We start from the raw sequence: 25,888 nt of genomic DNA, 5'->3' as shown, positions 1-25,888 counted from the left end.
CAGGACGCTAGACTCGAGAGCGTGACCAATCGAGAGTTGGGCAGCCCGAGACGCACCGGTCGGCCGCGCAACAGCGGACGCGATTCGGCCAATCCCCGGGAGGAGATCCTCAAGGAGGCGTCCCGGCTCTTCACCGCTCAAGGGGTCGCGGCGACGACGATCAGTCAGATCGCCGAGTGCGTCGGGCTGCGCCAGTCCTCGATGTACTACTACTACAAGTCCAAGGAGGAGATCCTCTCCGCCTTGATGGAGAAGAACCGCGAGTCGCTCACCCTCGCGGAGAAGCTTCTCGACGAGGACGGTCCGGTCGCTCCGCGCCTCTACGCCTTCCTCTACACCGACGTACGCCAGCTGTGCACCGCCCCGCTCGACTTCTACGAGCTGGAGATCGCCGCGCTCGCGCAGCCCCAGGTCTTCGAAGGCTTCGAGGAGGACGGCGACAAGCTGCGCGCCGCGGCCGCCCGGTTCCTCGCGATGGGCGTCGACACCGGCGAACTGCGCCAGATCGATCCCACGGCGACCGCGCAGATGCTGCTCTCGCTCAACGAAGGCGCCCAGCATCGGCTCTGGCACGGCTGCCGAGAGGACGAGAAGGCAGCGGTCAGCACCGACGCCTTGGCCGAGTCGGTCGCCGACTACCATCTCAACTCCCTGCTGGCCGACGCGTCCGCCCTCGCCGCCGTCCGCGAGGCCGGCCGCGACTTCGTCACCGAGTACGAGGACGACGAACCCGCCGCCTGATCGGCCAGTCACGCAGTTCGGTGAGCGGTGCTCGCTGGGCTCGTGCGCGCGCTGTGCCGGCTGTAACACGTCGTTCGTAGTACTACTCGCCCTATCAGAACGACCGGATAGAAGTTGTAACAGCGTGTTACATGTCGGGTGAGCGGCGCGCACCGCCCCCGACAACGCGAACGGCCCCGCCGGATGGCGGGGCCGTTCGTAGTGCGCTGGGTCTATCTGACCAGGCCGAGAAGCTTGAGCAGGCCGGTCAGGATGCCGCCGACGGCCGAGGTGGCCTCGGGGAGCGTCTTCCCCTGCAGCTGCGCGACACAGTCGGTGATCGTGCTCTTCGGGACGGTGCGAGCGAGGACGGATCCGAGCTGGTCGATGACGGCATTGGTGCAGACCGTCGTGAGCTGTGCGGTCGTCGCGACCACCTTCTCGACAGGCTTGGTCACCGGCTCCAGCGGCTTCACGGGGTCAGGAGTGGTGGTGCCGCCGTCACCGTCGCCGCCGGTGCCCCCGCCGATGCCGCCGGGAGTCTCTTCGGCCGGGGCCTCGCTCGACGGGCTGGAGGGAGACTGCGAGGAGCCGCCGCGCGGGCCGGACTGCTGCTGGCCGCCGGCCTTGACCTGGCGGTCCTTCTGCTTCGTGGTCTTCGGGGCTTCCATCCGCGGGATGGCGTAGTCGACCGGGACCGTGCTGTTCGGGATCGAGGTGAAGTCGCCGGAGCGGTAGGCCTCGGCGACACCGAGCACCGTCGTCACGTAGGACTGGCTGTGGTTGTAGCGGAAGACCGCCGCCCGCGCGCCCTTGTCGGTGGAGAGGTCGTCTGCTCCGGAGCAGAGGTAGACCGCGGTCGCGAGGGCGGCGTCGTTGATGTCCTGGGGGTTGCGCTTGCCGTCGCCGTCGGCGTCCACGCCGACCATCGCCCAGGTGGAGGGGATGAACTGCATCGGGCCGATCGCGCGGTCATAGCTGGTGTCGCCGTCGTACTGACCACCGTCGGTGTCGGTGATCTGGGCGACGTTGCCCTTGCCGTTGAGCGGCACTCCGAAGATGCCGGGGGTGGAGACGCCCTCGGCGGTGAGGCGGTTGTCGTTGGCGCGCCCGTGGTTGGACTCGACTCGGCCGATCGCGGCGATCAGCGGCCAGTCGATCTTGCAGGCGGCGTCCGCGGCGTTGATGACCGTGGCTGCGCGCTGGTAGGCGGCGAGCGCGGCGGACGGGATGCCGGCGGCACTGGCGGTGCCGGGGAGCGACTTGTCACCCTGGTTGGTGGAGGCGGAGACGCTGGCCGGCGCCTCGATCGCCTCGGCCGGGACCGAGGTGCCGTCAGGCAGGCTGAAGGCGTCGTCGTAGCTGGCCGGACCGGATGCTGTGGCACTCGACTGCGTCAGACCGGTGACGTTGACCGTCCACGCCGCGCTCAGCAGCGCGAGCGGAACGAGCGCGGTCGCCTTCTGAAGGCGGTTGTAGCGCGTAGCGGACATCAAATCTCCCTTTCAATCCCCGGACCTGAAAGCTCCGGGTCTTGCTCCCCATTCGCAACGTTCACAACGAACCGTCTCACGTCAAAGTTACGCACGTCACGTTTTACTGGCACATTGCGTTCCAGTTAACGAGACGCTGATGAGACGCCCGTTGTTGCAGTTCGTGACGCAGAACGATGACGTCCGCACCTGGATGCGTTCCTGCGGCCAGAGTAAACGAGAGTCCACAGATCCGGAACGACCGATCCAAGGCGAAGTTCGAGGATCTTCGCGATGGCAGGGTGACGCGTGCCGCTCCGACTCGGGTCCCGGATCGTGCTTCCTCGGTCTTCTCGTGTCTGGAGTCTTGTATGGCTTACGTGTCGTCGCGCCTTGTCGCCGGTCTGGGGGTGGCGCTGGCTGCCTCGATCTCCTTCGCGCCACAGGCTGCAGGAGCCGCCGCCCCGCCGTCGGCTCGACCGATCGGCGCGCTCGACGATGCTGCGCCCCTTGCTCCCGTGGTGACGAGCACGTCCTTCCCCGAGTGCTCCACCATGTGTCCGCACGACGGCACGCCGGTGGGTGTCGAGGGCACCTTCGAGGTGGGGGCGGCCAAGGGCGACACCGATGTCGACGCGTACCGCTGGGCGATCCTCGGTCCGGTCGAGGGGGAACCGTCCGCATACAGCGAGACGATCCTCACGAAGGCGGGTCGGGCGCGGTCGATCTCGTTCACGTCGCACAAGACGGGACTTCGCAACCTGCAGGTGCAGGCGCGCGACAAGGCGGGGGTGTGGGGCCACACCGCGTCCTACAGCTTCTACGTCCCCGCCAACGAGGTGGTGACGGAGTGGTCCTTCGGTGATCCTTCGGACCCGGGGGCGAACTCCGGGGCCGACCCGACCACGGGCACTCTCGACCTCGGTGGCGCGGTCACCTCCTCGGTGGGACGCAGGGACACCGGACTCCAGCTCCGAGGAGGAGCACCGGCGACCGCCGCGAGCACGGGTGTGTCGACCGGGCAGGACTTCGCGGTCGCTCTGTGGGCGCACGTCGACGCGGCGGAGTCGGTCACCCTGATGTCGGTGCCCACGGCTGAGGGCAACGCCTTCGAGATCGGGTACGACGCGACCGACGGCAGCTGGCTGGCCGGCCGACGTTCCGCGACGGGCGCAGAGCTGGCCTCGGCGCCGGGAGGCCGAGGGGCCTGGACCCACCTGGCGGCGACGTACGCATCGTCGGACGACGCGCTCACGCTGTGGGTCAACGGCAAGGCCGTGGACACCGTCGCCTACAGCGGTGAGGCGTGGGACGGATCTCGCTGGCAGCTCGGCTGCGGCAGCGTGGCGCTGCCGGAGCCCCGTTGCGGGGATGCGACGGTCGACGAGATCGGTCTCTGGGACAACCGAGCCTCGGCTCCTGCCATCGCCGAACGGTTGAGGCTGGAGGACGAGACCGGCTACGCGACCAGCATGGCTGCGGAGTGGAACCTCGGCGTCAGCACGGACACGGTCGAGTCCGGCGTACTGACTGATCGCTCCTTCGGGGCGCCGTTGCAGGTCGCGGGAATCGGTGACCAGTACCTCTCGGGTGGATTCCTCGCCTTGCCCGGCACGACCGGGCAGAGCCTCACGCTCGGTCATCCCGTGACGGACTCGGCAGTGTCGTTCTCGGTCGCCGCGTCTCTCCGCCTGACCGACCCGACCCGGGGAGGTGTGATCGCCCAGCAGGCCGGTGAGAACGCGGCCGCGTGGACGCTCGGCTATCGCCTCAAGAGCGACGGATCCGGCGGACAGGTGTACTTCCAGATGGCCGATGGCGACAGTGTCGACGCCACCGTCGCGGAGGTCCGCGCGGATGTCTGGACGCCGGAGGAGGTCAACGTCGTGGTCGCTGTCTACGACGTTGACCTCCGTCGGATCGAGATCTACCTCAACGGCATGTCTCCGGCGTTCGGGGACGGGAGCCCCGAAGGCGAGATGCCGGAGGCGTCGTTCACCATGCCGTGGACCGCTCGCGGTCCCTTCGCGGTCGGGAACGGGACGACCACGCTCGACCTGGCCGGCCCCGAGGCACCGCTCGCCGCCGAGGTGAAAGGCGTGTGGCAGTACGCCGGTCAGCTCAGCGCCAACGACATCTTCAACGCCGACATCGGCCTGCCTCCGGGGGCCGCGACCCCCGGCGGCTGAGGCCGAAGTGGGGTTTCGGGGCGACCTCGGAGAGAATGCGTGAGTGCCTGACGACATCTCACCTCTGTCCGCAGCGGCATCCGAAGCGCTCTTCGCCCGCGCGAAGGCTGTGACGCCGGGCGGCGTGAACTCGCCCGTGCGCGCCTTCAACGCGGTCGGCGGGACGCCGCGCTTCATCCGGGAGGCGAAGGGGGCATGGCTGACCGACGTCGACGGGAACGACTACGTCGACCTGATCTGCTCCTGGGGCCCGATGCTGCTGGGTCACGCCCATCCCGAGGTCCAGGCCGCGGTCCTGGAGGCGGTCGCGCGGGGAACGTCCTTCGGGACGCCGACGACCCCTGAGGTCGAGCTCGCGGAGGAGATCGTGAGCCGGGCGCCGGTCGAGAAGGTGCGGTTCGTCAGCAGCGGCACCGAGGCGACCATGTCGGCCATCCGGCTGGCGCGAGGGTTCACCGGACGCGACGTGATCCTGAAGTTCGCCGGCAACTACCACGGCCACGTGGACTCGCTCCTCGCCAGCGCCGGCTCAGGGCTGGTCACCCACGCCATCCCCGGCACCCCGGGCGTACCCGAGAGCAGCACCGAGCTCACCGTCGTGCTGCCCTACAACGACCGGGCAGCGGTCACCGCGGCGTTCGAGGAATACCAGGGTCGGGTCGCATGCCTGATCACCGAGGCCTCGCCGGGCAACATGGGTGTGGTGCCGCCGGAGCCCGGGTTCAACGAGTTCCTCGCGACCACCTGCGGGGCCAACGGTGCCCTGTTCATCTCCGACGAGGTGATGACCGGGTTCCGAGCCAGCAAGCAGGGTCAGTGGGGCCTGGACGGCAAGCACGAGAGCTGGACACCCGACCTGGTCACCTTCGGCAAGGTGATGGGCGGCGGCTTCCCGGCCGCGGCCTTCGGGGGCCGCGCCGACGTGATGGGCTCGCTCAGCCCCGACGGGCCGGTCTACCAGGCCGGCACGCTGTCCGGTAACCCGGTCGCGACCACCGCCGGTCTCACGACGCTGCGGCTGGCGACCGATGAGGTCTACGACCACATCTCCCGTGCGGCGGAGACCGTCAAGGAAGCGGTCGCGGCGAGCTTCACCAAGGTCGGGCTCCCGCACACGATCCAGTCGACCGGCACCATGTTCTCGGTCTTCTTCACCGACAAGCCGGTGCGCAACTTCGACGAGGCGAAGACGACCGACGAGGCGGCGTACAAGGTCTTCTTCCATGCGATGCTCGACCAGGGCGTCTACCTGCCACCGAGCGCCTACGAGGCCTGGTTCCTCTCCTCCGCCCACGACGAGCGCGCGATCTCCCGGATCACGGACGCGCTTCCGTACGCCGCCGAGGCGGTTGCTGTAAAGGTGAAGGCATGACGTCCCAGGAGAACGGCATCGAGACCACGGTCCACCTGCTGCGCCACGGCGAGGTGCACAACCCGGACGGCATCCTCTACGGGCGTCGCCCGGGCTACAACCTCTCCGAGCTCGGTCTGCAGATGGCGGAGCGGGTCGCCGACCGGATCGCGGGGCAGGACATCACCCACGTGATCTCCAGCCCGCTCGAGCGGGCCCAGCAGACCGCCGGGCCGCTGGCGAAGGCGCTCGGCGTCGACATCTCGCTCGACGAGCGGGTGCTCGAGTCGGAGAACCTCTTCGTCGGCAAGAGCTTCAAGGACGGCCTGGGGCCGCTGAAGGACCCCAAGGTCTGGCCGAAGCTGCTCAACCCGTTCAAACCGTCGTGGGGCGAGCCCTACCTGGAGATCGTGTCCAGGATGATGGCCGCGATCCACGACGCCCGCGACCTCGCGCGCGGCCACGAGGCGGTCATCGTCTCCCACCAGCTGCCGATCTGGACCACCCGGCTGCACCTCGAGGGCCGCAGCTTCCTGCACGACCCGCGTCACCGCCAGTGCGCGCTGTGCTCCCTGACTTCGCTGCACTTCGTCGACGACGAGTTCGTCGCGCTCTCCTACAGCGAGCCAGCGGGCGACATGCTGCCGGCGAAGGACAAATACGCACCGTTCTCGGCAGGTGACGCAGAAGAAGCGGAAGATTAACGAGGCTCTCAGGTTTGTCAGGAACCATCCTGCGTGTGCGTAAGAAGTTGGGTGGCCTCCTCCTCACGGTGGTGATGGTGGGGCTGCTGGCCGCGTGCGGACAGACGGGCACGAACGAAGCCGGCTACATCTCCGGTGACGGCCGCACCCAGGAGATCCCGGTCGCCGATCGCGGAGAGCCGATCGAGCTCACCGGCGAGACCCTCGAGGGCAAGCCGTTCGACCTCGCCGACACCCGTGGCAAGGTCACGGTGCTCAACGTGTGGTGGACCGGCTGCGCGCCGTGCCGCAAGGAGATGCCGATGCTCCAGGCGGCTTACGAGGAGCTCGGTGACGAGGTCGCGTTCGTCGGCCTCAACACCCGCGATGCCTCGGCCGCCCAGGGGCTGGCGTTCGAGCGGCACTACGGCGTCGAGTACCCGTCGGTCTACTCGCCCGACGGCACCGCCGTCCTCGCGCTGAAGGGCTCGCTCGCGCCTCGCGCCATCCCGGCGACCGCGATCCTCGACACCGAGGGCCGCGTGGCCGCGCTGATCCGCGGCGAGATCCCCTCGGCACGTACGCTCGACGAGCTCATCACCTCGGCGGGCGAACAATGACCGACTGGTTCGCGAGCACTGCCGGGAGCGGGTCGCTGCTGCTGGCGGTGCCGATCGCGCTGCTGGCGGGGTTCCTCTCGTTCATCTCGCCGTGCACCCTGCCGATGCTTCCGGGCTACCTCTCCTACGCCACCGGCCTGTCCGGCGCCGACCTGGCCTCCGGTGACGTACGCCGCGGCCGCATGCTCGCCGGAGCCCTGCTCTTCGTCGCCGGGTTCTCGGTGGTCTTCGTCCTGCTGGGCATCACCGTGGGCGGGGTCGCCTACAAGCTGCTCGCGTTCCAGGAGACCGGCACCAAGATCCTCGGCGTGCTCTCGATCATCATGGGGATCGCGTTCATGGGCTTCATCCCGCTGCTCCAGCGCGACCTGAAGTTCCACAAGGTCCCGGCCGTCGGTCTCGCGGCCGCGCCGCTGCTCGGCTTCCTCTTCGGGCTCGCCTGGACCCCGTGCACCGGCCCGACGCTCGGCGTCATCGCCGGGCTCGCCTGGGACCAGGGCACCGCGGCGCGCGGCGGCCTGCTGCTCGCGGTCTATGCGCTCGGGCTCGGCATCCCGTTCATCCTCGTCGCGGTGATGTGGCGGCGAGCCACCGTCGCGCTGACCTGGTTCCGCCGCCACACTCGAGCGATCACGATCATCGGCGGCGTCGTGATGATCCTGATCGGTATCGCCATGCTCACCGGCTGGTGGGACAACGGCATGCAATGGCTGCAGGTCCAGGTCGTGCAGCGTTGGGAGGGCATCGCACTGTGAGCACACCCCCGTCGGTCGACACTGCTGCTCCTGACCAGGAGAAGCCGGAAGACGTACGCCGCCCCGGCGAACTGAACGCCCGCGAGCTGGTGCGCTGGGGCTGGCGTCAGCTGACCTCGATGCGCACCGCCCTGATCCTGCTCCTGCTGCTCGCTCTGGCAGCGGTCCCGGGGTCGCTGATCCCGCAGGACGGCGTCGACTCGCTCAAGGCCGACCAGTGGCGCGAGGCGCACACGACGCTGACGCCGATCTACGAGAAGCTCGGCCTCTTCAACGTCTACTCGACACCGTGGTTCGCGGCGATCTACCTGCTGCTGATGGTCTCGCTCGTCGGCTGCATCATCCCGCGCTGCCTCGTCTACGCGCGGGCCATGCGAGCTCAGCCGCCGGCCACGCCGGCCAGGCTGACCCGTCTGCCCGACTCCGCGACGTACGTCACCGACGAGTCGCCGGAGGAGGTGCTGGCCGCGGCGCGGAAGCAGTTGCGCCGCTACCGCATCCGCAAGGACGCTGACGGCGACTCCGTCTCGGCGGAGAAGGGCTACCTGCGCGAGGCCGGCAACCTGGTCTTCCACATGTCGCTGATCATCGTCCTGGTCGCGTTCGCGGTCGGAAGCCTGTTCGGCTACAAGGGCGGCGTGATCGTGCTGGTGGGGGAGGAGTTCGGCTTCGCCAACGAGCTCTCCCAGTACGACGACTTCAAGCCCGGGTCGCTCTTCGCGCCCGAGGACCTCGACGACTTCGCCTTCAAGATCGACGACTTCCACGCCGAGTGGCTGACCACCGGGGCCGGCGCCGGGACCGCGCGCGGGTTCAACTCGAAGATCCGCTACACGACCGGAGGGAGCAAGGAGAAGTCGTACGACCTCAAGGTCAACCACCCGCTGACCATCGGCGGCACCGACGTCTTCCTGCTCGCCCACGGCTATGCGCCGGTGATCACGGTGCGCGACGGCGAGGGCAACGTGGCCTACTCCGGTCCGACGATCTTTCTCCCGCAGAGCCAGAACCTGCTCTCCTTCGGGGTCGTGAAGGCGCCGTACGCCTCGCCCGAGGAGATCGGCTTCCAGGGCCTGTTCTACCCGTTCGAAGGCACGGTCGACGGCGAGCCGGTCAACCTGATGGGCGATATCGGCGACGGGTCGCACGCGATGCTCTCGCTCCAGGGCTTCCGAGGCGATCTCAACCTCGACGCCGGGCCGCAGTCGGTCTACGCGCTCGACACCTCCAAGGCCAACATGATGTCGCCCGACGAGTCCGGGAAGGCGTTCAACCTGCGCCTGGGCGAGACGGTCGAGCTGCCCGACGGGCTGGGCTCGGTCTCCTTCGACGACGTCCAGCAGTGGAACCGGGTGCAGATCTCGAAGTCGCCCGGCAAGGAGTGGGCGCTCCTCGGCGTCTCGCTCGCTCTGGTGGGCCTGCTCGGTTCCCTCTTCATCCGTCCGCGACGCGTGTGGGTTCGCGCCCGCCGGGTCGATGGGCGCACACTGGTCGAGATCGCCGCCCTCGACCGCTCCGGCGGTGGAGACACCGCGTCGGTTGTCACCGACCTGGTCGAGAACCTACGAGGCGCGCGAACACAGGAGGAGAAGGATGTCTGACCACACCTGGGGCGTTCTCAGCAACCAGGCCATCACGGCCGCCGGAGTCGTCTACTTCCTGGCGCTGCTCTGCGCGCTCGTCGAGTGGTCGGCCTGGCAGTCGCGGGCCCGAACCGCGGTCGCGGAGAAGGAGCTCGTCGGCGCCGGCGCTCCGGCGGACGAGGCCGCTGCGGCGGACCCCGCCGATGCCGTACGCGAGCACCGGGCCGCGCTCTTCGGACGACTCAGCCTGATGCTGACCGCGATCGCGGTCCTCTGCCACTTCCTGGCGCTGGTCGCCCGCGGGATGGCCGCCGACCCCAACCGGGTGCCGTGGGGCAACATGTACGAGTTCACGATCTCGGGCTCGTTCGTGGTCACTGCTGCCTACGTCGTTCTCCACCGGCGGCTGAAGCTGGCCTGGATGGCGCCGTGGGTGCTCGGGTTCACCGTGGTGGTGCTCATGCTGGCCGTGGTCGGGCTCTACGAGCCGGTCGCGCCGCTGACCGAGGCGCTCAACTCCTACTGGCTCGTCATCCACGTCATCGCCGCGATCATCGCGACCGGCGGGTTCACGCTGGGCGGCATCGCCGCGGTGGCGTACCTCCTCAAGACGCGCTTCCCCGACGCCGCGCTGCTGGCGCGGGTGCCCGACCTCGACAACCTCGACCGGGTCTCCTACCGGATCCACGCGTTCGCGTTCCCGGTGTGGACCTTCGGGGTGCTGATCTCCGGACCGATCTGGGCCCACGAGGCCTGGGGCTCCTACTGGAACTGGGACCCCAAGGAGGTCTGGGCGTTCATCACCTGGGTCGTCTACGCCGGTTACCTGCACGCCCGCGCGACCGCCGGGTGGAAGGGCAAGAAGGCGGCGATCGTCGCGCTGATCGGCCTGGCCACGCTGTGGTTCAACTTCATCGGCATCAACTACTTCTCCTCGACCTCGCAGCACTCCTACGCTGCCCCGGCTGCTCCGACGGTCGAGCTGGTCGAGATCACCCGATAGGGAATCCTCATGAAAGAGTTCTGGATCTACACCGGCCTGCGGCTGCTGTCGTTGGTCGCCACCTTCGGCATCGTGGCGGGCGTCTGGTCGCTGGTCGCCGGCGAGGTCGACATCTTCTTCGCCGTCATCGTCGCGTTCGTGATCAGCGGCGTGCTCTCCTTCTTCGTGCTCGACCCGCAGCGTCGGGCCTTCGCCGAGAAGGTCGAGGCCCGCGCTGCGAAGGCCGTCGAGGCCGCCCGCGCCAAGGAGGATGCCGAGATCGACACCGAGATGGATGCCAAGGCCGCCGACGCCCCCGCCACCGGCGACGGCGATAGCCACAAGGTCTCCTGACCTGCTAGACAACGATCATGTCGATCGTTCACAAGGCCACGCTCACCCCGACGAAGCCCGAGATCTTCGGTGCCTGGCTCGCCGACCAGGACTGGTCGCCGGGTGAGTTGACCAGCACGATCGGCTCCTACCGGTTCGACGACCCGGCGGGGCGGGTCGGGATCGAGTGTGTGCTCCTCGAGGTCGGCGAGTCCGTCGTCCACCTCCCGGTCTCCTATCGCGAGGCTCCGCTCGAGGGTGCCGAGGACTTCCTGATGGCGACCACCGAGCACTCCGCGCTGGGGACGCGCTACGTCTACGACGCCTGCGCCGACCCGGTGGCTGTCCGGGCGCTGCTGACGGCCGCGCTGACCGGCGCGACCCAGGAGCCGATGGACGTCTACGACCAGGGCCGCCTGGTGGAGCGCCGTGAGGCGGTCGTGACCGCGGCCGGCACCGGTGCGTGGGACCGCGACGCGGTGCCGCACTTCGACGGCGTCACGATCCGCTCCCACGGGGCCGAGTCCCGCGTCGACGCCGGCGGCTTCGTGGTCGTCGTGAAGCGCGTCGTCGACGACTCCGACGCGGACGGCACGGAGTCGATCCAGGTGACCTGGCCGGGGGGATCCGGGTCGCTGGTGGGCGTACAGCACCTCTGACCGCCGCCGCCGAGCCCGCTCGGGGTCGTTTCGGCAGGCTTCGCGCCTTGTCTGTGAACCGCCTGTGCGAGCGCTGATGATCAACGGGTCCTCCCGTAAGTCACGAGTCGGAAACATCGTCGTCCTGTACTTGACGCATTCGGACATGACGGGGCACATTGTCCCAATGTGAGCGTTCACATACGTGACGTCACTCACCCGGATTCCGGCCCCTGAGCCGGCCTCCGGCACCCCCGACAGCGGCGCGTCGGCTCCCCGACGTGGCCGTAGATGAAATGGAGCAGGTAAGTGCGCAAGGTACTCACCACGATCACCGCGGCGGCGCTTGCGCTCGGTCTGGCGGCATGCGGCGGCGACGGCGGCGAGGGCGGCGACAAGGGCACCGTCGGCGTGGCCATGCCGACCAAGTCCTCGGAGCGCTGGATCGCCGACGGCAACAACATCAAGAAGCAGCTCGAGGCCGAGGGCTACAAGGTCGACCTGCAGTACGCCGAGGACGACATCCCCACCCAGGTCTCCCAGGTCGAGAACATGGTGACCAAGGGCGTCGACGTCCTCGTGGTCGCGGCCATCGACGGCACCGCGCTCGGTGACGTCCTCGAGACCGCCTCGTCGCAGGACATCCCGGTCATCAGCTACGACCGCCTCATCCGCGACACCGACGCCGTCGACTACTACTCGACCTTCGACAACTTCCAGGTCGGCGTGCAGCAGGCCACCTCGCTCGTGGAGGGCCTGAAGGCCAAGGGCGAGGGCCCCTACAACGTCGAGCTCTTCGGTGGTTCGCCCGACGACAACAACGCCACCTTCTTCTGGGACGGCGCCATGTCGGTGCTCGAGCCGCTGATGAAGTCCGGCGAGATCGTCATCCCCTCCGGTCAGACCAAGTTCGACCAGGCCGCGATCCTGCGCTGGGACCCCGCCACCGCGCAGAAGCGCATGGAGGACATCCTCACCAAGACGTACGCCTCCACGAAGGTCCAGGGCGTCCTGTCGCCCTACGACGGCCTCTCGCTCGGCATCATCGCCGCGCTCAAGGGCAACGGCTACACCACCGCCGACCTCCCGGTCGTGACCGGTCAGGACGCCGAGGTGCAGTCCGTGAAGTCGATCAACGCCGGTGAGCAGTACTCCACGATCTTCAAGGACACCCGCGAGCTCGCCGAGGTGACCGTCGACATGATCGTCGCCGTCGGCGCGGGCGAGGAGCCCGAGGTCAACGACACCGAGACCTACGACAACGGCGAGAAGGTCGTTCCGTCCTACCTCCTCGACCCGGTCGTGGTCACCAAGGACGACGTCACCAAGGTGCTCGTCGACTCCAAGTACTACACCGCCGACGAGATCAAGTAGCACCCCGTACGCGGCGTGGGCCCGGGTCCCTCCGGACCGGGCCCACGCCGTCACCTGGCCAGAAGCAGGAACCACATGAGCTCACCGATCCTGGAGATGCGCGGCATCACCAAGGAGTTCCCCGGCGTCAAGGCGCTCTCCGACGTCAACCTCGTCGTCAACCGCGGTGACATCCACGCGATCTGCGGTGAGAACGGCGCCGGCAAGAGCACCCTGATGAAGGTGCTCAGCGGGGTCTACCCCCACGGCACCTACAGCGGCGACATCGTCTTCGAGGGCGAGACCGCGAAGTTCGGCAACATCCGGCAGAGCGAAGCCGCCGGCATCGTGATCATCCACCAGGAGCTCGCCCTCATCCCCGAGCTCTCGATCGCGGAGAACATCTTCCTCGGCAACGAGACCGCCAAGCGCGGCATCATCGACTGGGGCCGCGCCAACCGCGAGGCGATCGACCTGCTTGCGCGGGTCGGCCTGCGGGAGAACCCGCTGACCCCGGTGAAGAACCTCGGCATCGGCAAGCAGCAGCTGGTCGAGATCGCCAAGGCGCTCTCGAAGGAGGTCAAGCTCCTCATCCTCGACGAGCCGACCGCGGCGCTGAACGACGACGACTCCCAGCACCTTCTCGCCCTCCTCGAGGGACTGAAGGAGAAGGGGATCACCTCGATCATGATCAGCCACAAGCTGAACGAGATCGAGCAGATCGCCGACGAGATCACGATCATCCGCGACGGCCACAGCATCGAGACGCTGTCCGTCGCCGACGGCGGCGTGGACGAGGACCGGATCATCCGCGGGATGGTCGGCCGCGACCTCGAGAACCGTTTCCCCGACCACACCCCCTCCATCGGGGACGTACTCTTCGAGATCCGCGACTGGACCGTCATGCACCCCCAGGACAGCCACCGCGAGGTCATCCGGCAGGCCAACCTGTCCGTGCGCGCCGGCGAGATCGTCGGCATCGCCGGGATGATGGGCGCGGGACGTACGGAGCTCGCGCGGTCGGTCTTCGGTCGCTCCTACGGCTCCCGGACCTCCGGCTCGCTGGTGCTGGACGGCGAGGAGCTGCAGCTCAACACGGTCACCCAGGCGATCGATGCGGGCATCGCGTACGTCTCGGAGGACCGCAAGGGCCTCGGGCTCAACCTCATCGACGACATCAAGACCTCGATCACCGCGGCGGCGCTCAAGAAGCTGCGGCGCGGGCTGGTCGTCGACGAGCACAAGGAGGTCGTGGTCGCCGAGGGCTACCGCAAGAACCTCAACATCAAGGCGCCGTCGATCACGGCCGGTGTCGGCAAGCTCTCCGGCGGCAACCAGCAGAAGGTGGTGCTGTCCAAGTGGATGTACACCGACCCGAAGCTGCTGATCCTCGACGAGCCGACCCGAGGCATCGACGTCGGCGCCAAGTACGAGATCTACGGGATCATCCAGGAGCTCGCCAGCAGCGGTCGCGGCGTCCTGGTGATCTCCTCCGAGCTGCCTGAGCTGCTCGGCCTGTGTGATCGCATCTACACGCTCGCCGAGGGCGTGATCACCCATGAGTTCGACCGCTCAGAGGCCACCCAGGAGTCCCTGATGCGCTACATGACCGCGGACGCGAGGAAGTACCCCCGATGAATGCCCTGCTCAACACGCTGCGCGGGAACGTCCGCCAGTACGGGATGATCATCGCTCTGGCGGCGATCGTCATCCTCTTCCAGATCTCGACCGAGGGCGTGCTGCTCAAGCCGCTCAACGTCTCGAACCTGGTCGTCCAGAACGCTCAGATCCTGATCCTGGCCATCGGCATGGTGATCGTGATCGTGGCGCGCCACATCGACCTCTCGGTCGGCTCCGTGGCCGCCTTCGTGGGCGCCGCCTCGGCGATCATGATGACCCAGTACGACTTCCCGTGGTGGCTGGCCGTCTTCATCGGCCTGCTGATCGGCACGGCCATCGGTGCCTGGCACGGGTTCTGGGTGGCGTACGTCGGGATCCCGGCGTTCATCGTCACGCTGGCCTCGATGCTGCTCTTCCGCGGTCTGACCCTGGTCGTGCTCAAGGGTGCGACCGTGGGTGGTCTGCCCGAGGAGTTCAAGGCCATCGGTAACGGGTTCCTGCCCGAGATCGGGCCGGACACCGGGTTCCACAACCTGACGCTCCTCATCGCGGTCGCCGCTGTGGCCGTGCTGATCGTGCTCGAGGTGCGCCGCCGGGCTGCTCAGGCTGCGTACAACTTCGAGGTCCTGCCCTTCCCGCTCTTCGTGGTGAAGCTGGCGCTGCTGACGATCGTGATCATGTACTTCGCCTACCTGCTCGCCGATGCGCGCGGTCTGCCGATCGTCGGCCTCATCCTCGGTGGCCTGATCGTCGTCTACACGTTCATCATGAACAAGACCGTCTTCGGCCGGCACGTCTACGCGATCGGCGGCAACGTCGACGCGGCCACGATGTCCGGCGTCAACACCAAGCGTGTCGACTTCCTGGTCATGATGAACATGGGTCTGCTCTCCGGCCTGGCGGGTCTGGTCACGACCGCCCGCCTGACCGCGGCCAACCCCAAGGCCGGCGTCAACTTCGAGCTCGACGCGATCGCCGCTGCCTTCATCGGTGGCGCCGCCGTCACCGGTGGCGTCGGCACCGTCATCGGCGCGATCATCGGTGGTCTCGTCATGGGTGTGCTCAACAACGGCATGTCGCTGCTCGGTGTCTCCATCGACTGGCAGCAGGCCATCAAGGGTCTCGTGCTGCTGCTCGCCGTCGCGTTCGACGTGTGGAACAAGCGCCGCACCGCCGGCTCCGGTGGTGCCGGTGCCGAGTCCGCGGAGCCCAGCGCACCGCCGCCCGACAAGCTGGCCGAGGAGATCGAGGCCATGGAGGCCGAGCTTAGCGTCGACTCCCAGGAACCACCGAAGAACTGATCCATCCCTCCCTCCCCCACCCCTCGACCCCTGCCTCCCCCCGGCAGGGGTCGTTGGGGTTTCTGGGGGCGCGCCTTCGTGTAACACGCTGTTCGTAGCACTATCCGGTCGTTCATTGAGGGCGAGTAGCACTACGAACGACGTGTTACATCCCCGGCGCGCCCCTCACCAGCCGCCGGTGTTGAATAGCGGGGTGGCAAACTCCGCTCAGTGGCTCCAGGGAGCCCGACCTCGCACACTCCCAGCGGCGCTCGCGCCGGTCATCGCCGGCACCGGGGTGGCTGCGTACGCCGACGGGTTGGTCTGGTGGAAGGCGCTGCTCGCGCTCGTGGTGGCCCTCGCGCTGCAGGTCGCGGTCAACTACGCCAACGACTACTCCGACGGGATCCGCGGGACCGACGACGACCGCGTCGGGCCGCTGCGGCTGACCGGCTCGGGGCTCGCCTCGCCGTCCGCGGTCAAGCGGGCCGCGTTCATCGCGTTCGGGGTCGCCGCGGTGGCGGGGCTGATCCTGGCGGTGACCTCCGCGTGGTGGCTCGTGGTCGTCGGCCTGGTCTGCATGATCGCCGCCTGGTACTACACCGGCGGATCGCACCCCTACGGCTACGCCGGCCTCGGCGAGGTCATGGTCTTCGTCTTCTTCGGGCTCGTCGCGGTCATCGGCACCACGTTCGTCCAGACGCAGACCTGGGAGTGGGGCGCGCTGTGGGCCGGTGTGGGCATCGGCGCGATCACCTCCGCGCTCCTGGTCGCCAACAACCTCCGTGACATCCCCGGCGACACCGAGTCGGGGAAGATCACGCTCGCGGTCCGTCTGGGCGACGCGCGCACCCGCTGGCTCTACGTCGCCCTCGTGGCCGTCGCCGCCGTCTCGGTCGTGCTGGTGGCCCTGACGACGTCGTGGTGGGCGCTGCTCGGCCTCGGATTCCTCGTGGTGGCCGCTCAGGGCGTCCGCACCGTCCTCGACCGCGCCAACCTCGGCCCGCGGCTGATCCCCGTGCTCCAGCAGACGGGGCTGGCCACGCTGGTGTGGGGGCTGCTCGTCGGCGTACCGCTGCTGTTCGTCTGAGCGCAGTGTCGGCGCGCTGGCGCGTGCTGGCCCTCCGGTGAACCGAGTAACACGCTGTTCGTAGCACTACCCGGTCGTTCATTGAGGGCGAGTAGTACTACGAACGACGTGTTACACGAGTCGCCTATACCAGCTCAGCCACCCGCCCCCGCCGTGCCAGGTAGCGCTCGGCGGCGCGGGCGGAGGGGTGGACGCCGATGGCGGCGACGACGACGATCCCCGCGATGACGGCCCAGCCGAGGTGGCCGAGCTCCATGGCGAGGAAGGTGTACGCCGCGGGGGCCCAGACGGTGCCGAGGGTGTAGCCGACCTGGGCGGCACCCTGGTAGTCGCCGCGGTGCTCCGGGTCGGAGAGGTCGGCGACGAGGCCCCACTCGCCGGCGGACTGGAAGAGCTCGGCGCCGGTGACGGTCACGTGGCCGAGCCAGACCAGCGCGATGGTGAGAAGCCCGACGGTGTCGTGGGTGACCGCGATGATGACGCAGGAGGCGAGGAAGCAGAACGCTCCCCGCCGCTGCGCACGCAGCGACGTCGTCACGTCGGTGACCCCGCGGGCGGCGATGACCTGCAGCCCGACGGCCATGACGGTGTTCGTGCCGAACAGCCACGCCAGCAGCACCCGCGGCGCGTCGGTCTCCTGGACGAGCCAGAGCGGGATGACGACGTTGAGGAGCACCTGGTGGGTGCCGAGGACACCGTCGAAGAAGGTCGTGGCGAGGAACGCGCGGTTGCGCAGCGCGCCGAGACGGTCGCGTACCTCCGGCTTCACGTCGCCCGGAGAGGCAGCCGCGGCGAGCCGGGGGAGGCGCGAGATCCAGTAGGCGTTGACCAGGAGCACCACGGCGGTCATCACCGGGACTGCCTTGATCAGCGTGTTGGAGTCGGCCGCCAGGGCGAGGCCGCTGGCCAGGGCGCCGAGCGTGTAGCCGACGTTGCGGGCGGCGCGCATGTAGGCGAACCCGCGCACCCGGGTCGCTGCGGGGAAGACGGAGATCCGGTAGGCGTCGCGGCCTGACTTCTGCCAGGACGAGGCGAGGGCGAGGAGCACCTCGACGGCGACGTACGCGGCGAAGTTGCCGACCAGGACCCAGGCACCGAACAGCAGCGCTTGGAGGATGGCGCCGGCGATCCAGCTGAACCGGGTGCCGAGCCGGTCCGCGAGTCGGCCCAGGGGGACGGCGAACACAAAGGTGGCGACGCCCGCGATCGTGAGACCGAGGCCGACCTGCGCGGCGGAGAGGCCGACGATCTGGGTGAAGAAGACCGCCGAGCCCGTGAGGAAGGTGCCTTCGGCGAACGCCGACAGCACCGACTGGTACGACATCGCCCGGATCAGCGGGTCGTCTGAGAGGACCTTGTCCCTCAACCGGATGAAGCGAGACGACAAGGCGACTCCAAACTATCTTGACATCGAGACAAGCGCATCCTTGTCGTCGCCGTGTTCGACGTCAAACAGTTATCTGTGCTGGTCGGTCCCCACACCGGGCAGCCAGAGAAAAGGAGTCCATCGCGCCGACGCTCATGCGTCGGCGTAGGTCGCGGCCGAGGTCAGCGGGTGGAGCCCTCGATCGTGCCGATCACGCCGCCGAAGACGTCGGTGGTGACGCCCCAGATGCCGCCGGCGATTGCGGAGATCGTGCTGGTCAGCCCCTGCGGATCGGTGAACAGCCAAAACCCGACGAACAGAACGCCGATGACGATGAAGATCTTCTTCTTGTCCATGTGAGCTCGTCCTCCCGAGAAATCCGATTGTATTGAATGTAAATTCGCGAACCCGGACGCAAGCGCGCGAAATTCGCGAGGATGCACCGGGATATAGGTTCCCCGAAGTTGGCACCCCCTCGCAAGGATACGGTCAAGGAGACCGCAGAGCGGGACGGAGTCGTGCCCATCGGTCCGGTGGGCGGCATGGACGCCCCCCCCGAAGCGGTCGACCCGGGAGCCCGCGCGCACGCGATGAGCACGTGTCGTCAGGTGGAACGAGGTGCGCCGAGGCGGTCTGAGGACTACGCTCGTCTCACATGGCGGTGGCGTTTGTCCAGAAATGCCGATGCCCGGGAGTTTGCGTCTGTGCGCGGGAGGGGCAGGGCGCCTCCACCCACCGGTGCCGCATGGGGCTGCGCCGGACGGGACAACCGAATACTTCCGGAGATGTCCGGCAACCACACCTCACCTCGGGAAAGGGAGCAGAACAATGGCACCGCACCAGCTGATTCAAAGTACGTCGCAGGCCGCCGAGTACGGCACCGGTGGCCTGGCCGAATGGATCACCGACAACATCATCACCCTCGTCGTCCTGATCTTGGGCGTCACGGTCTTGTGGGCTGCCCGCAGCGGCAACATCTCCAAGGCCGTCACGATCGTCGGTGGCCTGATCATCGGTCTCGGCGTCCTCGGCCTGGCCGTGGGCAACAACGCCACAGACCTCGGTCAGTGGATGGCTGGTCTCTTCAAGGGGTGAACCCGGTCCCGTTAGCTAACCCAGGGAGGGATCTCGGGGATGAGGCTGCCTGACGACGACGAGCTGTACGAGGTCGACCAGACCTATCTCGGTCCCCCTCGTCGCTACATCGGGGAGATGCGGTATCGGACCATCTTCCTCTTCCTGGTGATCGCACCAGTGACGCTTGTGCTGTTGCGCAAGCTCGGCATGCCGGTGACGCTGCTCAGCATGGGACTGTGGCTGCTCGGCGCCTCCTTCCTCTCGATGAAGGCCTCCGACTACATCAGCGCGGAGAGCTCCGCCGGTGCCTGGCTGATGACCTTCTGGCACGAGCTGACCACGCCGCGGGTGGAGACCGGCATGCAGTACGCCGGGGGTGCAGCCGCCGCGTTCCGGCACGCGACCCGCCCCCGGGGCGGCTGGGCCAAGGCGATGCGACGGCCTGGCCGGCGGTTCGCCCAGCAGCCGGGCGCAACGTCGTCGCCGCGACTCATGCAGGCGACGGTCGTCGCCTCGACGCCGAGCGCCCAGTCTCGCCGCGCCGGCTCCTCGGCCATGCCCGTACGCGGCAAGGCCGCGCCTGTGCGACCGGTGATCGAGGCGAAGGTCGTCGAGGATCCGCTTCCGGCTCATCTCTCGGTCCAGCCCCAGGCCCAGGCTCAGCCCCAGGCTCGGTCCGCGACGCAGGCGGCCGGTGGCGGCCGTCCGGCGAAGGGTGGCTGGTCGAGCCGGCCGTCCTCGTCGCCACGAGAGCCCCGCGACGTGCCGTGGAAGGGCGGAGCGCCCTGGCAAGCCCGTGAGGGAGCGAACGCCCGCAGCGCCCAGCGCCCGCAGCCCGCTGCGCCTCAGCAGGCGCCCGCACAGCCCCCGGCACCGGCTCCCGAGCCCCCGGCGCCCCAGACCCCGGCACCCCAGACCCCGGCAGCCAAGTCCTCGACCCCTGCGCCGCCACCCCCGCCCGTCATCCCGACCCAGGCCCGGACGGCACGGCCGACAGCACCACCGCCTCCGCCGCCGACCTCTGCGGGTCAGCAGACCCCGCCGACCGCACAGCCGACCACACCGCCGAAGCCCCCGATTCGGGTCGAGCCGAAGGTCACCCGACAACCTCTCTCGCACGCGGTCAAGCCGGCCGTCGTGATCGCACCCGAACCAGGGCTCGCTGACCCCGACGAGCTCGATGACGCACCCTCGGGGCGGACACGGCCCCGGGGCAACCCGGACGAGCAGGCGATGCCTGCCGAGCACTCGCAGCGTACGGACGACTACGACTACCGCAAGCGCCTCGACGGCGACGCACCCAACGACGGAGGAACCGCATGAGGCGGCCGCGAACGGAGCGGGCCTACGGGCCCGGCTTCGAGAAGCCCAAGCCGGGACGCCGAGGCGTCTTCGGCCGGGGCGGCGACGACTCGAAGGGCGTCAACGGGCCCAGAGGCGACAGCTGGGCGCTGGAGGAGGTGCGTGGCCACCTGACCTTCACCAGCGACCGCATCATCGCCTGGTATCTCGCCGAGCCGCAGACCTGGTCGTTCCGGGCCCACGCCGACCTCGAGGCACTCATCACCGACCAGGCGAGCCAGCTGGCAGACCTGGTTGGCAACACCGTCCACGGTCGCGTCACCACCCGCCCCTATCCCGTACGTCACTGGGCGCACGCCGCCTTCGCGAACGCTCCGGACCCGCAGCCCGGGTTCGAGGAGATGATGGCGCGCAACCAGGCCCACATGGCCGCTCACAGCCAGGCCGACAAGCTCGTCTACTACGGCGTCGACCTCGGCCGCCGCGACGCGACGGTGCGGACGCTGGCGAAGTTCTCGGCCGGGGCTGCGGAGCGCGAGATGGCCGCGATCAGCGAGCGCCTCGACACTGTCAACCGGGTGATGTCGCGGCCGGGCTTCTCGGCACGTCCGGCCGTCGGCCACGACATGGAGTGGATGATCGCCCGTTCGCTCTCGCTGGGGGCGAAGATCCCCGTGCCCGAGCCGGGGGAGGCCCAGCAGAACTTCCTCGACACCGACGACATGGCCGAGTGGTTCGAGTCGGTCGCCTGGTCGGCAGAGCCGTTGGCGCCGACCGTGCAGGTCACGAGCAGCATCGGTGGCCGCCAGGAGACCAGCCACGTGTGTGTGCTGACCGTCTCGCGGATCGGCGACATCGAGGTGCCGGAGACCCATGCGCCGTGGATGGCGAAGACCGATGCACTCGGCTTCCCGGTGGAGTGGTCCTTCCGGGTCGAGCCCCGTTCGCCGGAGGACGTCTCCCGCGAGATGGCGTCGCTGACCCGCCGCATCGACGGCCAGGTCAGCCACTGGTCCGACGACCACGGGAAAAGGCCTCCCAAGCAGCTCACCCGCCAGGCCGGCCGGGCCGCCGACGTCGAGGACGAGATGCGCTCGGAGTTCACCGGCCTCTCGACCCGCACCCGGGGCTGGTACCGGATCGCCGTCACCGGTCGCACCGAGGCCGAGGCCCTCGACAAGGCGCAGAAGGTCGTCGACCTCTACCGGCCACAGATCAAGATCACCCGCCAGCTCGGCCAGTATCACCTGGCTCGCGAGTTCGTCCCGGGCGAGCCGCTCGCCTCGACCGCCCACGCCCGGAAGTTCCCGGTGCTCAAGGTCGCCGCCGGTCTTCCCGCGGTCACCGCGGAGGTCGGCGACAAGCGCGGCTTCTACCTCGGTGAGACCTCGGCGATGGCGTCGCGGGCGGTGCTGATGGACCCGTGGTACCTGACCGAGGTGATGGAGCAGGCCGGCCTGATCCCGCTCGTCGGCACCCCCGGATCCGGCAAGTCCACCCTCATGGGCGTCATCATCTACATGTCGATCCTGTCCGGCATCCACGGCGTCGCCATGGACCCGGCCGGCCGTCTGCAGCGGCTGATGTCGCTGCCCGAGATCGGTGGCGGCATCTTCAACGGCCAGCAGGTGCCGGCCCGGGCCCGCAGCGTCGACGTTCTCGGAGGCCGTCCGGGGAGCCTCTCGCCGTACGCCGTCGTGCCCGACCCCAACCCGGAGCTGATCCGGGCCGAGGCGATGTCCGACCACGAGTTCGCCGAGCGGCTCCACCGGGAGCGCTCGGCCGCCGTGCAGCAGCGCCGCGACCTGACCGTCTCCGTGCTCCGCTCCTGCCTCCCGGTCGGGTTGGCCAACAACGAGGAGGTGCTCAAGCGCATCCGTGCCCGCGTCATGGAGGCGCCGGCCGACCGCGGTGCCGACACCTCCACGATCGTGAAGATGCTCTTCGAGGGCGAGAACGGCGATCACGAGATCGCCCGCGAGCTCGCCGCCGCCCGTGAGCGTGAGCTCGGCCGACTGTTCTTCGGCAACGACTTCCTCCAGTCCGACGAGGAGCTGAAGGGCACGCCGTTCACCTTCTACAACCTCAAGGGCCTCAACACCCCGCCCGAGCACGTGCCGCGCGAGGAGTGGAGCGCCGAGGAGCAGATGGCGCGCCCGATCATGACCCTCGCTGCCTGGTCCGCGCTCCACCTGATCTACCGCAGCGACCCCAACGATCGGAAGCTGTTCGCGCTGGACGAGGCCCACGAGGTCACCCAGGCCTCGGGCGGCACCGGGCGTGCTCTCGTCCACAAGCTCTCCAGCGACTCCCGCAAGAACAACTGTGCCGCGCTGGTCTCCACCCAGAACGCCTCCGCGATCCTGGGCTCCGACATCAACAACTTCGTCGGGGCGGCCTTCGTGGGACGTACGCAGGACGAGTCCGCCCAGCGCGACGCGCTCAAGCTCCTGGGCAAGCCCGAGGGTCTGGGTTACGAGTCGATCCTGGCACGGCTCTCGCCGCGCACCAGGCGCGGCGACGAGCAGCTGGGCTACCGGGAGTTCATCTACCGTGACGGCCTCGGTGGCGACACCGGCCACGGCGGCATGGAGATCATCAAGGTCACCCTCAACCACCACCCGGGTCTGCAGGAGGCGCTCAACACCACCGCCGACCCCACGCGCCGCGTCAGCCGTGCCATCGGCGGCGACCCGACCGACCTTCCCGCGACCGATCTTTCCAGGGACGGGATCGGCTGATGCCACCGCGCCCCGCTCACCACAGGACAGCCCTGCGCCGCAGGGCTGCCGCCCTCGTCGTACTCGTGGTTGCGCTGCTGTCCGTCGCCGGGCCGGCGGCCGCGGGGCCGAAGGGGATCGACATCCCGATCCCGTTCGACCCGACGGGTGGGCTCTCGGGTGTGAGCGATGCGTGCAACAACCTGGATGCGCCGATGCCGGCGTCTCCCTACGGCGACGGCAGCTTCATCGTGCGGATGACGGCGTTGGGGGCGGCGTCGAAGGCGGGCACGGAGCTGAACGACCCGGAGAAGGTCGACGACGAGCTGGACCCGTTCCGCAACAAGGACGAGGTCTCGCTGGAGTCCGCCTACGGGACGTCGCCGCAGTGGTGGACCTACGACAACGGGTGCACGGGGCAGTTCGTGGCCGGTGCCGGGACCTCGTTGGGCAACATCCTGCTGGAGATCTCGGGGATCCTGCCCAACTGGTCGCATGCGTTGCTGAACGCCGTGATCGGGGAGAACTCGTTCCTGAAGGCGCTCGACGGCCCGATCGTGACGGCGTCGAAGGCGGTCACCGACGGGGTCTGGGCGCCGTGGGTGAGCGTGGTGCTGCTGCTGGTCGCGGCGACGGTGATGATCCGGGCGCGCGACGGCCGGTTCTCGCGGGCGGTGACGGCGGCCGGCTGGGCGCTGGGTGTGCTGGTGGTGACGTCGTGGCTGATCCAGTACCCGGTCGAGTCGACCCGGTTGGTCGACGACGGGGTGCGGTCGGCGACGGGGATGATCGCGACCGGGTTCAACGACGGCCGGACGGTGCCCGGGGTCAACGACGACAAGTTCGGTGAGACCGATGCGGTCGAGGCTGTCGACGCCCAGATGGACGACGTGGTGCGGTCGACGCAATACCGGACCTGGTTGGCGGGTGCGTTCGGTGATCCGGACTCGGCCACGGCGAAGAAATACGGGCCGCGGGTCTTCCGGTCCACGCACTTCTCCTGGCAGGAGTACGACGCCTACCGCGAGGACCCCAACGGCGAGGGCAAGAAGGTCCTGGAGGCCAAGCAGGACGCCTTCAAGAAGCACGCCGAGGCGGTCAAGAAGTCCGATCCGGTGGCCTACGAGTACTTCAAGGGCGAGCACTGGTCGCAGCGGGTGACCACGGCGCTGGTCAACCTCGTGGTGGTCGTGGTCGTGTGCGGATTCCTGCTGGTCGCGGGGCTGGCGATCCTGCTCTCGTTCGCGCTGATCCGGCTGATCGTGCCGTTCGCGCCGGCAGCCGGGGTGCTGTTCATGCTGGACCACACCCGGGATGCGGCGGTGGCGATGCTGAAGCGGGTGGTGGGGCCGCTGGTGATGGGCCCGATCTACTTCCTGGTCGCGTTGCTGCTGCTGCGGCTGGACTCGGCGATCCTGACCTCGAAGATGTGGTTCGTGCTCCAGCTGGGGCTGATCGCCGTGCTGACCGTGCTGGCCTGGCGGCTCACCCGCCCTGCTGCCTACGGGATCCCGATCCCGGGCATGGGACGTCTCAACGCGATGCTGTCCTCGTACGTCGGGGCCCGGACGGGCACCGAAGCCGGCGTCCGCGACGCGACCTCCGACCTGCAGCCCACGCCGGCAGGGGCCGGGCCGACCTCGAGCCCCGGTGGGGTCTACATGCCGGGCCAGGAGCTGACCGGAACCCGGCCGACGATGACCGCCGAGCAGGTGCCCGGCCAGGCGACCGTGGCCGCCGCCGGAGCCCTGGGCTCCGGATCGAGCGACACCCCTGCGTACGCCCTGGGGTCCTCCGCCGGTGGAAACGAGGGCGAGCGGGTGGCCGGTCAGTGGTTCGACTCGCGCTCCGTCGAGCGCGACGAGGCCCCGTCCGGTGACGAGGCGGCCCGAGGACGTGCCGGGCGCGTCTTCAACCAGGACCGCCCCGAGGCGCCGAGCCCCGTCGACTACACCGCAGGTGCCAACGCCGACCGTGAGCCGCCGCGACACTCTCCGGTGGCCGAGGCCAACGTCGACTACGACCCCGACGGCAACCCGGTCTTCGTCATCTACTCACCGAGCGGGAACCGCGCGGTTCCCGTCGACAACGGTTCGAGCTGGCGGCCAGATGAAGGAGGAGCCCGGTAGTGCGGTCGACAACGACGCGTGGTGTGCTGTGGGAGGTCATCGCGCCGCTGCTGAGGTGGCCCATGAGGTCGCCGTTCCGGTTCTTCTCGGTGGTTGTCGGCATCGTCTTCGTCATCTGGGTCATCGCCCAGTGGAGCGACGCTCCCGACGCCGAGCCGGCCGCGCAGCCGGAGCGAGGCGCCTCGGCCTCGGCCGGGGCGAGCGCCTCCGCCAGCGGGTCCGCAGCGCCGGTGCCCGACCCGGGCGCGGCGGCGACCCAGTTCGTGGCCGCGTGGGCACGACCCGACCTGACCACCGAAGAGTGGTGGGTCGGGATCAACGCCGCCCACCCCGACGAGTCGCTGGCCCAGGCGCTGGGCACCACCGATCCGGCCACCGTGCCGGCGACCAAGGTCGTCGGCACCGCGAAGGTGCTCGAGCAGACTGACTCCGAGGCGCGCGTCGAAGTCACCACCGACGGCCCGAAGGTCATCGTCTACCTGACGCTGATCGACAACGTCTGGTACGTCGCCAACATCCTCCCGGGCGGCTAGACCATGTCTCTCAAATCCACGCCCGCTACGCGACGTTTCGCATCCGATCTGGCTGCGTTGCCGCCGCTCGAAAGCCGTCAGGATGCCGTCGC

The 25,888-nt window shown here is 68.8% G+C and carries 22 protein-coding genes; 19 read left to right on the top strand and 3 right to left on the bottom strand.

The genetic code is table 11. From position 1 onward, the window contains the following. Positions 1 to 21 precede the first annotated feature (21 nt). Positions 22 to 741 (top strand): TetR/AcrR family transcriptional regulator, encoded by a 720-nt coding sequence (locus WBG06_RS09210; RefSeq protein WP_336736289.1) that lies wholly within the window; start codon positions 22 to 24, stop codon positions 739 to 741. 212 nt (positions 742 to 953) lie between these two features. Here the strand turns inward: WBG06_RS09210 and WBG06_RS09205 are convergent, their stop codons facing one another. Beyond that, positions 954 to 2,213 (bottom strand): lytic transglycosylase domain-containing protein, encoded by a 1,260-nt coding sequence (locus WBG06_RS09205; RefSeq protein ID WP_336736288.1) that lies wholly within the window; start codon positions 2,211 to 2,213, stop codon positions 954 to 956. Positions 2,214 to 2,572: 359 nt separating this feature from the next. Between WBG06_RS09205 and WBG06_RS09200 the strand changes: the two genes are divergently transcribed. The 13 genes from WBG06_RS09200 to WBG06_RS09140 all read left to right on the top strand — a co-directional run bounded on the left by WBG06_RS09200 (position 2,573) and on the right by WBG06_RS09140 (position 16,669). After that, a complete protein-coding gene (locus WBG06_RS09200) occupies positions 2,573 to 4,381 on the top strand; it encodes a LamG-like jellyroll fold domain-containing protein (RefSeq protein WP_336736287.1) in 1,809 nt (602 codons plus the stop codon). 43 nt (positions 4,382 to 4,424) lie between these two features. Next, positions 4,425 to 5,753, top strand: a complete 1,329-nt coding sequence (hemL, locus tag WBG06_RS09195; protein ID WP_336736286.1) for a glutamate-1-semialdehyde 2,1-aminomutase — start codon at positions 4,425 to 4,427, stop codon at positions 5,751 to 5,753. Beyond that, positions 5,750 to 6,436, top strand: coding sequence for a histidine phosphatase family protein (locus WBG06_RS09190; RefSeq protein WP_336736285.1), 687 nt, complete (start codon positions 5,750 to 5,752; stop codon positions 6,434 to 6,436). The genes hemL and WBG06_RS09190 overlap by 4 nt, the downstream gene beginning before the upstream one ends. Before the next feature lie 35 nt (positions 6,437 to 6,471). Further along, positions 6,472 to 7,035, top strand: coding sequence for a TlpA family protein disulfide reductase (locus WBG06_RS09185; protein ID WP_336736284.1), 564 nt, complete (start codon positions 6,472 to 6,474; stop codon positions 7,033 to 7,035). After that, complete coding sequence (locus tag WBG06_RS09180; RefSeq protein ID WP_336736283.1) at positions 7,032 to 7,790, top strand: cytochrome c biogenesis CcdA family protein; 759 nt, start codon at positions 7,032 to 7,034, stop codon at positions 7,788 to 7,790. Before WBG06_RS09185 ends, WBG06_RS09180 begins: the two co-directional genes overlap by 4 nt. Then, on the top strand, positions 7,787 to 9,391 hold the full coding sequence (gene resB, locus WBG06_RS09175) for a cytochrome c biogenesis protein ResB (RefSeq protein WP_336736282.1): 1,605 nt from the start codon (positions 7,787 to 7,789) through the stop codon (positions 9,389 to 9,391). Before WBG06_RS09180 ends, resB begins: the two co-directional genes overlap by 4 nt. Beyond that, complete coding sequence (gene ccsB / locus WBG06_RS09170) at positions 9,384 to 10,376, top strand: c-type cytochrome biogenesis protein CcsB (RefSeq protein ID WP_336736281.1); 993 nt, start codon at positions 9,384 to 9,386, stop codon at positions 10,374 to 10,376. Before resB ends, ccsB begins: the two co-directional genes overlap by 8 nt. 9 nt (positions 10,377 to 10,385) lie before the next feature. Beyond that, positions 10,386 to 10,709 carry a DUF4229 domain-containing protein gene (locus WBG06_RS09165; protein ID WP_336736280.1) on the top strand — a complete coding sequence of 108 codons (324 nt, stop codon included), beginning with the start codon at positions 10,386 to 10,388 and terminating at the stop codon, positions 10,707 to 10,709. Between the two features lie 17 nt (positions 10,710 to 10,726). Continuing rightward, on the top strand, positions 10,727 to 11,347 hold the full coding sequence (locus WBG06_RS09160) for a maltokinase N-terminal cap-like domain-containing protein (protein ID WP_336736279.1): 621 nt from the start codon (positions 10,727 to 10,729) through the stop codon (positions 11,345 to 11,347). A 288-nt stretch (positions 11,348 to 11,635) separates the two neighbouring features. Then, complete coding sequence (gene chvE / locus WBG06_RS09155; protein ID WP_336736278.1) at positions 11,636 to 12,700, top strand: multiple monosaccharide ABC transporter substrate-binding protein; 1,065 nt, start codon at positions 11,636 to 11,638, stop codon at positions 12,698 to 12,700. A gap of 75 nt (positions 12,701 to 12,775) precedes the next feature. Further along, a complete protein-coding gene (gene mmsA, locus WBG06_RS09150; protein ID WP_336736277.1) occupies positions 12,776 to 14,317 on the top strand; it encodes a multiple monosaccharide ABC transporter ATP-binding protein in 1,542 nt (513 codons plus the stop codon). Then, complete coding sequence (gene mmsB / locus WBG06_RS09145) at positions 14,314 to 15,600, top strand: multiple monosaccharide ABC transporter permease (protein ID WP_336736276.1); 1,287 nt, start codon at positions 14,314 to 14,316, stop codon at positions 15,598 to 15,600. Before mmsA ends, mmsB begins: the two co-directional genes overlap by 4 nt. Positions 15,601 to 15,793: 193 nt before the next feature. After that, positions 15,794 to 16,669: a 1,4-dihydroxy-2-naphthoate polyprenyltransferase gene (locus WBG06_RS09140; RefSeq protein WP_336736275.1), complete on the top strand. Its 876-nt coding sequence runs from the start codon at positions 15,794 to 15,796 to the stop codon at positions 16,667 to 16,669. Between the two features lie 124 nt (positions 16,670 to 16,793). On the opposite strand, the gene WBG06_RS09135 is transcribed toward WBG06_RS09140, so the two are convergent. Next, positions 16,794 to 18,056 carry an MFS transporter gene (locus tag WBG06_RS09135; protein ID WP_336736274.1) on the bottom strand — a complete coding sequence of 421 codons (1,263 nt, stop codon included), beginning with the start codon at positions 18,054 to 18,056 and terminating at the stop codon, positions 16,794 to 16,796. A 161-nt stretch (positions 18,057 to 18,217) separates the two neighbouring features. Beyond that, entirely contained in the window at positions 18,218 to 18,391 is a 174-nt protein-coding gene (locus WBG06_RS09130; RefSeq protein WP_008356373.1) for a hypothetical protein, read from the bottom strand. A 472-nt stretch (positions 18,392 to 18,863) separates the two neighbouring features. On the opposite strand from WBG06_RS09130, the gene WBG06_RS09125 reads away from it, so the two are divergent. The 5 genes from WBG06_RS09125 (at position 18,864) to WBG06_RS09105 (ending at position 25,796) form a co-directional block, all read left to right on the top strand. Further along, entirely contained in the window at positions 18,864 to 19,130 is a 267-nt protein-coding gene (locus tag WBG06_RS09125) for a hypothetical protein (RefSeq protein WP_336736273.1), read from the top strand. Positions 19,131 to 19,169: 39 nt separating this feature from the next. Next, the gene (locus tag WBG06_RS09120; RefSeq protein WP_336736272.1) at positions 19,170 to 20,435 is read left to right on the top strand and encodes a hypothetical protein; all 1,266 of its coding nucleotides are present in this window, start codon (positions 19,170 to 19,172) and stop codon (positions 20,433 to 20,435) included. After that, positions 20,432 to 23,155 carry an ATP-binding protein gene (locus WBG06_RS09115; RefSeq protein WP_336736271.1) on the top strand — a complete coding sequence of 908 codons (2,724 nt, stop codon included), beginning with the start codon at positions 20,432 to 20,434 and terminating at the stop codon, positions 23,153 to 23,155. The genes WBG06_RS09120 and WBG06_RS09115 overlap by 4 nt, the downstream gene beginning before the upstream one ends. Further along, complete coding sequence (locus tag WBG06_RS09110) at positions 23,155 to 25,263, top strand: hypothetical protein (RefSeq protein ID WP_336736270.1); 2,109 nt, start codon at positions 23,155 to 23,157, stop codon at positions 25,261 to 25,263. Before WBG06_RS09115 ends, WBG06_RS09110 begins: the two co-directional genes overlap by 1 nt. Before the next feature lie 62 nt (positions 25,264 to 25,325). Beyond that, positions 25,326 to 25,796, top strand: a complete 471-nt coding sequence (locus tag WBG06_RS09105; RefSeq protein ID WP_336736269.1) for a hypothetical protein — start codon at positions 25,326 to 25,328, stop codon at positions 25,794 to 25,796. Positions 25,797 to 25,888 lie beyond the last annotated feature (92 nt).

The sequence above is a fragment of the Nocardioides sp. CCNWLW239 genome, assembly GCF_037137035.1.
Classification (GTDB): Bacteria; Actinomycetota; Actinomycetes; order Propionibacteriales; family Nocardioidaceae; genus Nocardioides.
Note: the sequence above shows the minus strand (reverse complement) of the source record. Positions and strands in the feature narration are given on the sequence as shown.

Excerpts from the sequence above, each read along its gene's own strand:
- WBG06_RS09130 (WP_008356373.1), bottom strand. The coding sequence starts at position 18,391 with ATGGACAAGAAGAAGATCTTCATCGTCATCGGCGTTCTGTTCGTCGGG.
- WBG06_RS09120 (WP_336736272.1), top strand. The coding sequence starts at position 19,170 with ATGAGGCTGCCTGACGACGACGAGCTGTACGAGGTCGACCAGACCTAT.
- WBG06_RS09205 (WP_336736288.1), bottom strand. The coding sequence starts at position 2,213 with ATGTCCGCTACGCGCTACAACCGCCTTCAGAAGGCGACCGCGCTCGTT.
- mmsA (WP_336736277.1), top strand. The coding sequence starts at position 12,776 with ATGAGCTCACCGATCCTGGAGATGCGCGGCATCACCAAGGAGTTCCCC.
- ccsB (WP_336736281.1), top strand. The coding sequence starts at position 9,384 with ATGTCTGACCACACCTGGGGCGTTCTCAGCAACCAGGCCATCACGGCC.
- WBG06_RS09180 (WP_336736283.1), top strand. The coding sequence starts at position 7,032 with ATGACCGACTGGTTCGCGAGCACTGCCGGGAGCGGGTCGCTGCTGCTG.
- WBG06_RS09165 (WP_336736280.1), top strand. The coding sequence starts at position 10,386 with ATGAAAGAGTTCTGGATCTACACCGGCCTGCGGCTGCTGTCGTTGGTC.
- WBG06_RS09160 (WP_336736279.1), top strand. The coding sequence starts at position 10,727 with ATGTCGATCGTTCACAAGGCCACGCTCACCCCGACGAAGCCCGAGATC.
- mmsB (WP_336736276.1), top strand. The coding sequence starts at position 14,314 with ATGAATGCCCTGCTCAACACGCTGCGCGGGAACGTCCGCCAGTACGGG.
- WBG06_RS09105 (WP_336736269.1), top strand. The coding sequence starts at position 25,326 with ATGAGGTCGCCGTTCCGGTTCTTCTCGGTGGTTGTCGGCATCGTCTTC.
- WBG06_RS09115 (WP_336736271.1), top strand. The coding sequence starts at position 20,432 with ATGAGGCGGCCGCGAACGGAGCGGGCCTACGGGCCCGGCTTCGAGAAG.
- WBG06_RS09190 (WP_336736285.1), top strand. The coding sequence starts at position 5,750 with ATGACGTCCCAGGAGAACGGCATCGAGACCACGGTCCACCTGCTGCGC.
- WBG06_RS09110 (WP_336736270.1), top strand. The coding sequence starts at position 23,155 with ATGCCACCGCGCCCCGCTCACCACAGGACAGCCCTGCGCCGCAGGGCT.
- WBG06_RS09125 (WP_336736273.1), top strand. The coding sequence starts at position 18,864 with ATGGCACCGCACCAGCTGATTCAAAGTACGTCGCAGGCCGCCGAGTAC.